Source organism: Proteiniphilum sp. UBA5463 (assembly GCF_002427225.1).
In the GTDB taxonomy this organism is placed as follows: Bacteria; Bacteroidota; Bacteroidia; order Bacteroidales; family Dysgonomonadaceae; genus Proteiniphilum; species Proteiniphilum propionicum.
Genome location: NZ_DIQL01000062.1, coordinates 118,792 through 128,473, shown reverse-complemented (window position 1 = coordinate 128,473; position 9,682 = coordinate 118,792). Strand labels below are relative to the sequence as shown.

Genomic DNA, 9,682 nt, shown 5'->3' with positions numbered 1-9,682 from the left:
TATTTTAACCTTTGGCATTGGCGCCCCTTTCAGAAATGCCTACATCTCATGTCCAGATTTTCGCTATTCTGAAATTAACGACGGCACATTAGAAGGTGCAAGATAGAAAATACAGGAATTTCAGTTATTTACTCATTTTAATTTCAAGCTCAATCCAGGCTCCTGTGGATTCCTCAACGGAAGTAGCATTTTTACCACCCATCCCCCGAACGATAACTATCGCATATTTATTTATCTCTCCTGCAGTGGTTCCACCATAGCCGATAGCGAACATATATCCCACTGACACATTCTTCTGACGCACTACACTGGAAGACCCTATTTTGCTTTTGATATATTGATTGATCTGATCCCAGGCATCCTTATTATCCGGTATTTCATCAAAGGTGAGACCCGAGACACTGAAGAAATCATTTGCAACAGGTGTGCGCGTTAAGTTCAGTGTGGTCCATCCCTCTACCATATAAGGTGCTTTGATTGTGGAGGCATTGTATACATTCGGGCCAAAAACAGCCGGACCGTTATTGGTATTACCCTCTCCGATGAATAAATTAGAATACAGAAGATTTACATGCTCCTGATTAGAAGTAGCTTTTTCTTTGTCGAGCACATAAGGGGCTAAAGAGAAACTAAAATAACCTTTTGACAGGTTGTCCGCCAGAATTATGTTTTTGTAATGAATCATTGTATTCCCTTCTACTCTGCTGGGAAAAAGAATCGACACAGGAATTGTACCTTCACCTTCATTTCCTCTTTCATCGGTTGCTATTACCATAACGGCAGTTGCCGTTTCATCCGCATTCACTTCAAACCCAAACCTGTCACCGGTTAAAACAGCTAACTTTACAGGATCGGATACCGTGCCTCTGACAACTACATATGAGAGCGAAGAAACAGGGTGATTCGAGGCAATCCTTCCAGATACGGTAAACATCGAATCAGGCTTCACAAAAATTTTATCCGAGTCGAATAAAACTGAAGGGCCTACATGAGTCACGTGTTTAATTTCGAATTTCTTTTCGACAACCAGGCCACTCTTATTGGAGGCTGTTATTAGCACACCAGTCCAACCGTTACGGGCAGCCAGAGAGATATCGAAAGGCGACTCCAACGCTTCTGTAATATCCAAATCAACCGGGCTATCATTTATGTCGCCTTTTATTATCCGATAGTTCAAACTCGTTATTTTCGTTTTGGATGTCACCTTGCCTTTCACGTGAAAAACTTCTCCGGTATTGATATCATCAAGAAAAGAAGGTTCTTCCAAAACAATATTGATTTCGTCAACACCTTTTATTATCTTAAATATTTTTACGGTACGATTTCCATTTTTATCTTCAGCAATTATTTTCACACCTGATGTTGTAGCTTCTGCCGTCACTTCCAGGGAAAAAGATCCAGAGAATCCTTCCTGTCCAAGAATCAGACGATCTCCATTCTCCTCCAAAACTCCGGCATCTTTCTTTTGAATAAAATAAAACGCTCCGGCAAGAGGCCCTTCGGCAGTAATTGTCCCTTTCACATGAATAATATCTCCGGGAAAAACATCAGCAATGCTGTCCACTCCATTTTCAAATGTTATGAGGGGGTTCGACATCTTATCCTGACATGCTGTCCATAAAGCAATTGTAAGGATAGAAAAAAATAACAAAAGTCTATTCATTGTATGCATTTTTAATTCGTTTATATCAAACATCTCGTTATTTGAGTTCCAATACCGCAACAATGGGCAAATGGTCTGATGCCTGGCTTTCAATAACCTGGTGCGACACTACTGAATATTTTTGTTCCGGACGGTATAGTATAAAGTCAATCTCCCTATTCGGATTTATTGACGGGATTGTCAGACAATTTGTAGTACATGTTTTTTTAAAGCCAAAGTCGAAAAACGACTGCATAGTTTTATTACCTGGAACAGCATTGAAGTCTCCTCCAATAATAACAGGATTCGTTGAATTAGAAAGGATCCTGTTAATCTCGGGCACTTGCAAATCCCGGTTTTCCTGCGTCAGCTCCATATGTGTATTGGCAATCATAATCTTTTTCTCATTCACGTTAATGACTGCTGTCTGCAGAATACGATAGCTGACATACACATCCGGACCCAGGTCTACACGAGGCAGATCATATCGCTTCGGATCAGACAGCTGGTGCTTGGAAAGAATACCAAGTCCGGACTCACCACCTTGATAATCAATAGCTTTACTGTAAAACGTATAAGGCATATTTGTTTTGGACGACAATAAAGCCAACTGATCGACTTTTCCGCTACGGGTAGTGTTTTTATCAAGTTCCTGAAAAAGAACGATGTCGGGTTTTATCTTATTAATAACTGCCGCAACAGCGTTAACATCCGGAACCGTACTATTAATAGCAGAACAATATTTTACGTTGTAGCTCATCACTACAACCTTGTTATCCGGTTTTGGCTTATTCCAGCCGGGATCCTCAATGTCTTTATACTTTTTCTCACAAGCTATTGCTACGAAAAGCAATCCGAACATCAAAAAGACAGATACATTTATTTTTCTCATTTCTTATTCCTCCCATCCCGGATTTTGCCCCAACTTGGGATTTTTAATTCTTTCGGCATAAGGTACTGGCCATAAATAGTGTTTACTCGGGTCAAAGTGATCTATTCCACCTTCAGCCACAGATTTTTCATAAATTATATCACCAAATTCATCCACACCATTGTTAATGAAAGGATTTTTACCCAAATCATTCAAACACACCTGCAAACTGGGCCCTACCATAGCCTTTCCCAGGAATCTCTCTCCTTCTCTCCACCTCAGAATGTCGAAATAACGCATTCCATCCATTGACATCTCCACCCGTCGTTCACGGTGAAGTTCCGTTTCAAGATCCATTCCCCAGGCATCCAGTTCGTCTAGTTTCATGGGATGCATTCCCACCCTATTTCGCAATTGATTGATCGTTTGGTCAATCTGTGTCTGCGTGAGTGATTTCCCCTGCATATTAAACAATGCTTCGGCATAGATCAGCAATATTTCAGCATAGCGGATCACATTGATATTGTTATCATCTCTGTTGGTGGCACCTGCCAGCTCAGGAGTGTTGTACTTTTTAAAATAAAAACCGGTCAACCCATTGGCTCCATTCCGGTTGTTATTCTGCAAAGCGGCAAAACGCGGCAACCGGAATATAGGATTTGGAATATTATCATCCGTGTCTCCGTCGTCACCTCCCGGCCATTCATCTCCGGGCACATATAGGGTCATGGCCATTCGCGGGTCGCGGTTTTGGAAATAATCGGCATAATGTTGCTCGGGATAAGTATATAAACCGGAAACCACAACATCTGATCGCCCGTAATACTCCAAGCCTGTTTTTGCTGGTTTGCCGTCAGTGCACAAAAATGCATCCACTAACCGCTTAGATGGATTAAAGCGGATATAGTCAACAGGGGTACAAGTATAGTTGGTCAGGTTGTTCATGCGAATATCCTTCACATAAAGGCTATAGATAATGGCTTCCTTATTTGCCGGATTGGTTTCGGAATTACCAGCAAGCTGGTATAAATCAGCATAATTAGAATATAGTTCATATGGACTGTTGTCAATAATCTCTTTCGCGGCAGAAGCAGCCATTTCCCAAAATTCATTTTGTAAAGCAATACGTGCCTTCAATGCCAGAGCACCCCATTTGTTGATGCGCCCTAAATTGTCTCCAGAGGGAATATCCCCACTCAGCTTACTTGTCGCCCAATCCAGATCATCAAGAATAAATTCAAGCACTTCACTGCGGGGTGTTCTCGGTCCGTAAGCCTCTTCAGAAGTGATGACCTTTGTGACGAGAGGTACATCTCCCCAATAAGAAGTAAGCCAGAAATACTGTAACGCCCTGATCACTTTCACTTCGGCCGCATAGATGTCCTTTTTAGCCTGTGGTATTTCAGCAAGATCGTAATGATCCAGAAAATTATTGCATGTAAAAATATGTGAATAGGTGTAGTTCCAGAAAGAACTAAAAGGGAACCCATCCAGTGCAGTATGCCGTCCTCCGGGGACTTTGCTCAGTCCGCTGGACAAAGCACCCCATACCACGTCATCCCCAAAGACACTGGGGTAAGTAACCAATTCAAACTGAAATCCTTCGTAACAAGGATATAGAGCAGCCCGCAGCTGATCTTCTGATTTCCAGTACGTGCCATGAGTAACAGTATCGAGCGGAAATTTATCCAAAAAACCATCGTTACAACTCCATCCAAAGAAAAACATTGTAACAAGAATATATTTCAAGTTTGTCATTTTATTCATAATTTTATACATTAATAATATTAAAAACCAAGTTGAACACCTATTGCATATGTTTTCAATTGCGGGTAAGCGTCTCCTGATGTTTCCCTGACTTCCGGATCAAATCCACCAAAATAATTGGTCAGGGTAAATAAATTATCAATCGTCAGGTACACCTTTAACCTATCTACCTTTATCCTACTAATAAGATGCTTAGGTAAATTATAACCAAGTTGAATATTTTTTAATCTCAGATAAGAAGCATCTTCCAGCCAATAATTCGAAAAAACGATATTGTGATCAGCCTGGTAGTACATGCGGGGATATGAAGCATCCAGATTATTAGGCGTCCACCGGTCTAAATGTGCTTTTTTGGGGATTGAGTAATCGTTGATGAATGCATGTCTCGCCTCTTCACTCAGATAACCATTGACTTTTGCGACACCTTGCAGGTAGAATGAAAAATTGAAATTTCCCCATTCGGCAAAACCTCTTAATGAGTATGTATAACGGGGATAAGGGTTTCCAAAAACCACCTTGTCATACTCATCGATTCTGCCATCCGGTTCCCCATTTTCTCCACTAATATCACGATAAATTATATCACCGGGTTGAATAATAGCTGCATAACTGCTGATAACAGGAAACTTTGGATTTACGTACTTCTGAGAAGTTTCGTTATACGATTCAAAATCAGTTATTTGCGCCAATCCATCTGTCAGGTATCCGTAGTATGCATTAATCGGGTCACCTACTCTCCGGATATTGTTTCCTAAAGAGGGAGTGCTGTTCCCCAGATCGGTTATTTTGTTTTTGGCATCAGAAAGGTTGGAAGTAAAGCCATAATTAACTCTTCCTATTTTATCCCGCCAGTTCAAGCTGAGTTCCCAGCCTTCATTTTCAATTGATCCAACATTTTCAAAAGGGAGGTTTGAAGTGCTTGTTATACCAATGACCGACGGATAAACTGGTTTCAAAAGGGCATTTCTATTGGTCTTCTTAAACCAATCGAACGTTAAATCGAGACGGTTATTTAGAACTACCAAATCTACTCCGATATTGAACATTCGAATAGTTTCCCATTTAATATTTTCATTGGCCAAAGAATATTGTTTGAAGCCTACATTCTCTTTATTACCAATAGGGTATGTCTTTTCCACTCGCTCTATTTCTGTGAGGTAGGGATAGTAATCACTGCTTATATTCTGGTTTCCCAATTCTCCCCATGAAACACGAAATTTTCCCGAATCTAAATATTTCTTGGAAAAATCCATAAATTCCTCCTCCGAGAATCGCCATCCGGCAGAGAAGGAAGGAAAAGTTCCCCAACGGTTGTTTCTCGAAAACCTGGAAGTGCCGTCGTAACGTATATTGGCCTCGAACAGGTATCTGGAGGCAAAATCATAATTTAACCGTCCAAAACAAGAACGCAGCGCCCAGTGTTCCTCTGTTCCACTATTAGTGATATTTTCTGTACCAGCGTCTATTACTTCAATTCCCTCAAGTAACACCTTTTGCCGCGAGGCGCTCAAATAGGGAATTTGCGCCGATTCCTGCGAAAAACCGGCAAGAAACTTGAGCTCATGTCTGGAAAACTGTTTCTCATAGTTGAGAGTAGTATTAAAGGTTTGAGTCACCGTACTGCTACGTGATTCAAAAATTGTATTTACAGCCTGATTGTTTCCCGAGTGAGGAGTCCCGTCTGCCAGGAAACGAGGCATTGTAGGACTCCAGTCTTTTATGTCACGTGTATAATAATTGTAGGCATACTGTGCATTCACATCCATTCCTTCAACCAGGTGAAGTGTAGCATTAAAATTACCGTTAAAAGTTCTGGAATAATTTTTAGAATATCCGGACTCATATGCAACCCTAACCGGATTAGAAACTGATCCGTACGACCAATAAGGTGAATCCTGCCAATTGCCGTCGTCGGAAGGAAGTTGCCATTTAATCGGAAGCAAAGGTGAAATGCGCTGTACAAGACGAAATACTCCAGCCGTGCCAGCTCCTCCAGCATCTTTACGGTAGAAGTCAACAAAACTGACGTTGCCATCGATACGCAAACGATCGGTTAAATCCGTGATTAATCGAAGACGTATGTTATGCCGGCTGGAAGAATACGGATCGCCAACAATCAGGCCTGTTTGGTTAAGAAATCCATAGGACATATAGTAAGAAGTGTGTGCACCTCGGCCATTGATATTTACATTATGACTTTGTTGGGTTGCATGTTTTTTATAAACTGCATTAACCCAATTAGTGTTTGAATAATCGTTCGGAAAGTTTTTAGAGTCATATTTCATAAACGCCTCATCGGTATATGGAATTGCCACCCCTCTGGCATTCCTCGCCTCATTAGACAATGTCATGTACTCACGTCCATTAACCAATTCCGGCAAAGAAGTTGGAGTTTGAATACCCACATAACCTGTATAATTGATCATTGGCTTTCCTTCTTTCTTCCCTTTTTTAGTGGTAACCAAGATGACACCATTAGCGGCACGTGCTCCGTAAATAGCTGAAGCGGCTGCGTCTTTCAATACTACTACACTTTCAATATCATCGGGATTAACCAAATTAATGTCTCCTCCCGAAACACCATCAATCAATATCAGCGGAGTGGTCTGGCTATGAATCGTGTTTACTCCCCTAACTAAAACATTGAGACCGGGACTTCCAGGCTGGCCTGAAGAAGAGGTGATAGTAACTCCTGGCAACATCCCTTGCAATCCAACTCCCACCGTTCCTACGGGACGATTTTCCAACACATCCCCTTGTACTGAAGCTACTGATCCTGTAAGGTTGATTTTTTTCTGTGTTCCATACCCAACAACAACAACTTCATCGAGTAATTCAGAATCTTCTCCGAGGATTACATTAATTGTATTCCGTTTATTTCTCGGAATTTCCTGAGCAGTATACCCGATATAAGAAAATACAATAACGGCATCAGAAGGGACTGATAAAGAATAATAACCGTTTTTATCGGTAACCGTCCCGTTTAGAGTGCCATTCTCAACAATATTCACCCCGATAAGCGGTTCATTCCTAATACCCGTCACACGACCTTGAAGGACAGACACTTGCCGCCCTTGTTCCGGTTCATTTTTAATCTCTTGTTTGTTCCGAACAATTAGATAATGAGTACTATTCCTTTTCTCATATGTAAATTTCGAGCCCTTCAATGATTTGTAAAGCCACTCTTCCATATTATTAGTTTCGGTTTCTATTGAAGGCACAACTTCATCGCGAATCTCTGTAGCATTATAAGATACGGTTTGTCCTGTTAATTTCCCCATCTCATTTAGCCGCTCCATTCTTTCGACCATCGACTCGGCAGGGAAACTCCCATCATGTTGAACACTTGCGGACAAATTTCCGAAATCTAAACACCCCAGTACCATCACCAAAAGGGCGATTCTGTACATTTTATCCATCTTTTGCAACATAATTTTCATCTTATTTAATCAATACAACTCTATTATTAATTCTCTTATAATGAACACCATAAAGTCTGCATATTGTCACAACCACCTCTTCCTGAGGCATGTCGGCAGTAAACATGGTGAAAATCTTTTCATCCGGGTCAACTGTATCACCATAGATCAGATCAATATTGAATATTTGTTTCAGTCTAAAGGAAACCTCCTTGATGGTTGCATCTTCCAATAAGATGGCTCCTGATCGCCACGCGGAGATATTGTGGGCATCTGTTTTATCAGCAACGAATTCGTTTTTCCCATTTTTAATAGATACTTTATAATCAGGGTCGAGGATAATCTTATTGTCACTTTCATCATATACCTGTACGCGACCGGTATTAACCGAAATTACCTGCTCCTCCATCTCTGCATATGCCCTTATATTAAAAGAAGTGCCTAATACTTTTGTAGCTATCCCATTAGGGGTATGAACGATAAATGGACGGTCTGCGTCTTTTGCAACATAAAAGTATGCTTCACCCTCCTCAAGCCATAGTTCTCGGGTAAAGGCATTAAACTTTCCTTTCCGTAAACTTATAGTTGTTCCTTTGTTAAGAAACACTGACGAACCATCGGGCAATGTGATCTTTTTTATTTTATTGTCAGTGATGAATTGCTTTTCGATCAAATGTGAATCTGCCAATGCACCTGTTCCTCCTATTGATGAATCATTCTTGAAAAAAAAAGTCATAAAGAAAATTATTAGGAGGGTTATTACAGCAACACTGCTTCCTATAAGCGCAGGAATATGCCAGCCGGTTTTATTGTTTTTGCAGGATGTCTGAGATATTTTTATTTTTTTTGAAATTTGCCGCTGATTTCTTTTGATTGCTCTTTTCAGATCCTTATCTGTTAATGTGTGCGTTTCCTTTGTAGGTTTATAACTCTTCTTTAGCAATTCTATTACTTTTTTCTCCTTTGGAGTCATTTCATCGTAATGAATGTGCCGAAAGAGGTTCTTTAATAATAAATCTCTCTCTTCGTTAACAATTTTATCGGTTTGCTGTGTATTCTTATTCATTTTTACTTATTTCAAAATAATCTTCTATATATATTACGGATTAAATCGAATGTTTATCCCTGACTTTATGGTTAATTTTTACTAATTTATTGCCGGCCATATTATATTACAACTACTATCATGATATTTAAAGGAACGGATTAGAAATTTTATAAAGCATGTGTAACATTTTTGTAATCATTTTAACATAAACTTAATTCCTGTTTATGTCTATTTTTTAAATGAAATTATGTTTCTTTGTAAGAGAATAAATTACAATGTAAAATATCCAGGATGGAAAAAAGAACAGATTATTCGTTACTACTGCTTATTTCGGAAAAAGATCGTAGGGCTTTCGATTTGTTCTACAAGCGATATATCAAACTGATATACAGTTTTGTTTATCATGAATTGAATGACCAGGTAATGACAGACGACCTCATTCAGGATTTTTGGATAAAGGTATGGGAGAATCCCTCTTTCCTGAAATGCAATGACCAGGGCTCGGTTCAATCATATATGTTACAACATCTTCGATTCAGAATGCTGGATATATACCGTAAAACATTAAAGAATATCATTTCCATCGATAAACTTGAACTGAAAGAGATCATTGCGTCAAGCTACAACAGCATAACATCTAGGATGGAAGAAGAAGAACTGGTGAGTATAATTTGTGAAGCCCTTAACAGTCAGCCCCCATTGGTGCAGAAAACTTTCTGGTTACGGATCAACAACTGGTCAGTGGAGGAAATAGCCAAGACTTTGACTATTAGCCATAAAACAGTTTATAATAAGTATTCGAAATCATTGTCAATCGTGAGATCACATATAAAGAAAAAATACCCCGAACTGGTAGAGGATTTTAATTTGACCATTATCGGCAAAAAGTTTTTCTTGCTACGCTCTCTCCTTTATTAAATATCACCCTCATTTGA

The 9,682-nt window shown here is 39.8% G+C and carries 6 protein-coding genes; 1 reads left to right on the top strand and 5 read right to left on the bottom strand.

Annotated features, from left to right (window positions below):
* Positions 1 to 124 precede the first annotated feature (124 nt).
* Genes B3B27_RS11700 through B3B27_RS11680 form a run of 5 tightly spaced genes read right to left on the bottom strand, consistent with a single transcriptional unit; the run spans position 125 to position 8,765 of the window.
* A complete protein-coding gene (locus B3B27_RS11700; protein ID WP_286847503.1) occupies positions 125 to 1,663 on the bottom strand; it encodes a hypothetical protein in 1,539 nt (512 codons plus the stop codon).
* A gap of 37 nt (positions 1,664 to 1,700) precedes the next feature.
* Positions 1,701 to 2,534: an endonuclease/exonuclease/phosphatase family protein gene (locus B3B27_RS11695; protein WP_286833855.1), complete on the bottom strand. Its 834-nt coding sequence runs from the start codon at positions 2,532 to 2,534 to the stop codon at positions 1,701 to 1,703.
* Between the two features lie 3 nt (positions 2,535 to 2,537).
* Positions 2,538 to 4,271, bottom strand: a complete 1,734-nt coding sequence (locus B3B27_RS11690; protein WP_286833925.1) for a RagB/SusD family nutrient uptake outer membrane protein — start codon at positions 4,269 to 4,271, stop codon at positions 2,538 to 2,540.
* A 29-nt stretch (positions 4,272 to 4,300) separates the two neighbouring features.
* A complete protein-coding gene (locus B3B27_RS11685; protein WP_286847501.1) occupies positions 4,301 to 7,720 on the bottom strand; it encodes a SusC/RagA family TonB-linked outer membrane protein in 3,420 nt (1,139 codons plus the stop codon).
* Between the two features lies 1 nt (position 7,721).
* The gene (locus B3B27_RS11680; protein WP_286847499.1) at positions 7,722 to 8,765 is read right to left on the bottom strand and encodes a FecR family protein; all 1,044 of its coding nucleotides are present in this window, start codon (positions 8,763 to 8,765) and stop codon (positions 7,722 to 7,724) included.
* A 273-nt stretch (positions 8,766 to 9,038) separates the two neighbouring features.
* Here B3B27_RS11680 and B3B27_RS11675 point away from each other — a divergent pair, with 273 nt between their 5' ends.
* Entirely contained in the window at positions 9,039 to 9,665 is a 627-nt protein-coding gene (locus B3B27_RS11675) for an RNA polymerase sigma factor (protein ID WP_286833858.1), read from the top strand.
* Positions 9,666 to 9,682: the final 17 nt, after the last annotated feature.

Coding starts and splice junctions, on each gene's coding strand:
- B3B27_RS11700 (WP_286847503.1), bottom strand. CDS start 1,663: ATGAATAGACTTTTGTTATTTTTTTCTATCCTTACAATTGCTTTATGG.
- B3B27_RS11695 (WP_286833855.1), bottom strand. CDS start 2,534: ATGAGAAAAATAAATGTATCTGTCTTTTTGATGTTCGGATTGCTTTTC.
- B3B27_RS11690 (WP_286833925.1), bottom strand. CDS start 4,271: ATGACAAACTTGAAATATATTCTTGTTACAATGTTTTTCTTTGGATGG.
- B3B27_RS11685 (WP_286847501.1), bottom strand. CDS start 7,720: ATGAAAATTATGTTGCAAAAGATGGATAAAATGTACAGAATCGCCCTT.
- B3B27_RS11680 (WP_286847499.1), bottom strand. CDS start 8,765: ATGAATAAGAATACACAGCAAACCGATAAAATTGTTAACGAAGAGAGA.
- B3B27_RS11675 (WP_286833858.1), top strand. CDS start 9,039: ATGGAAAAAAGAACAGATTATTCGTTACTACTGCTTATTTCGGAAAAA.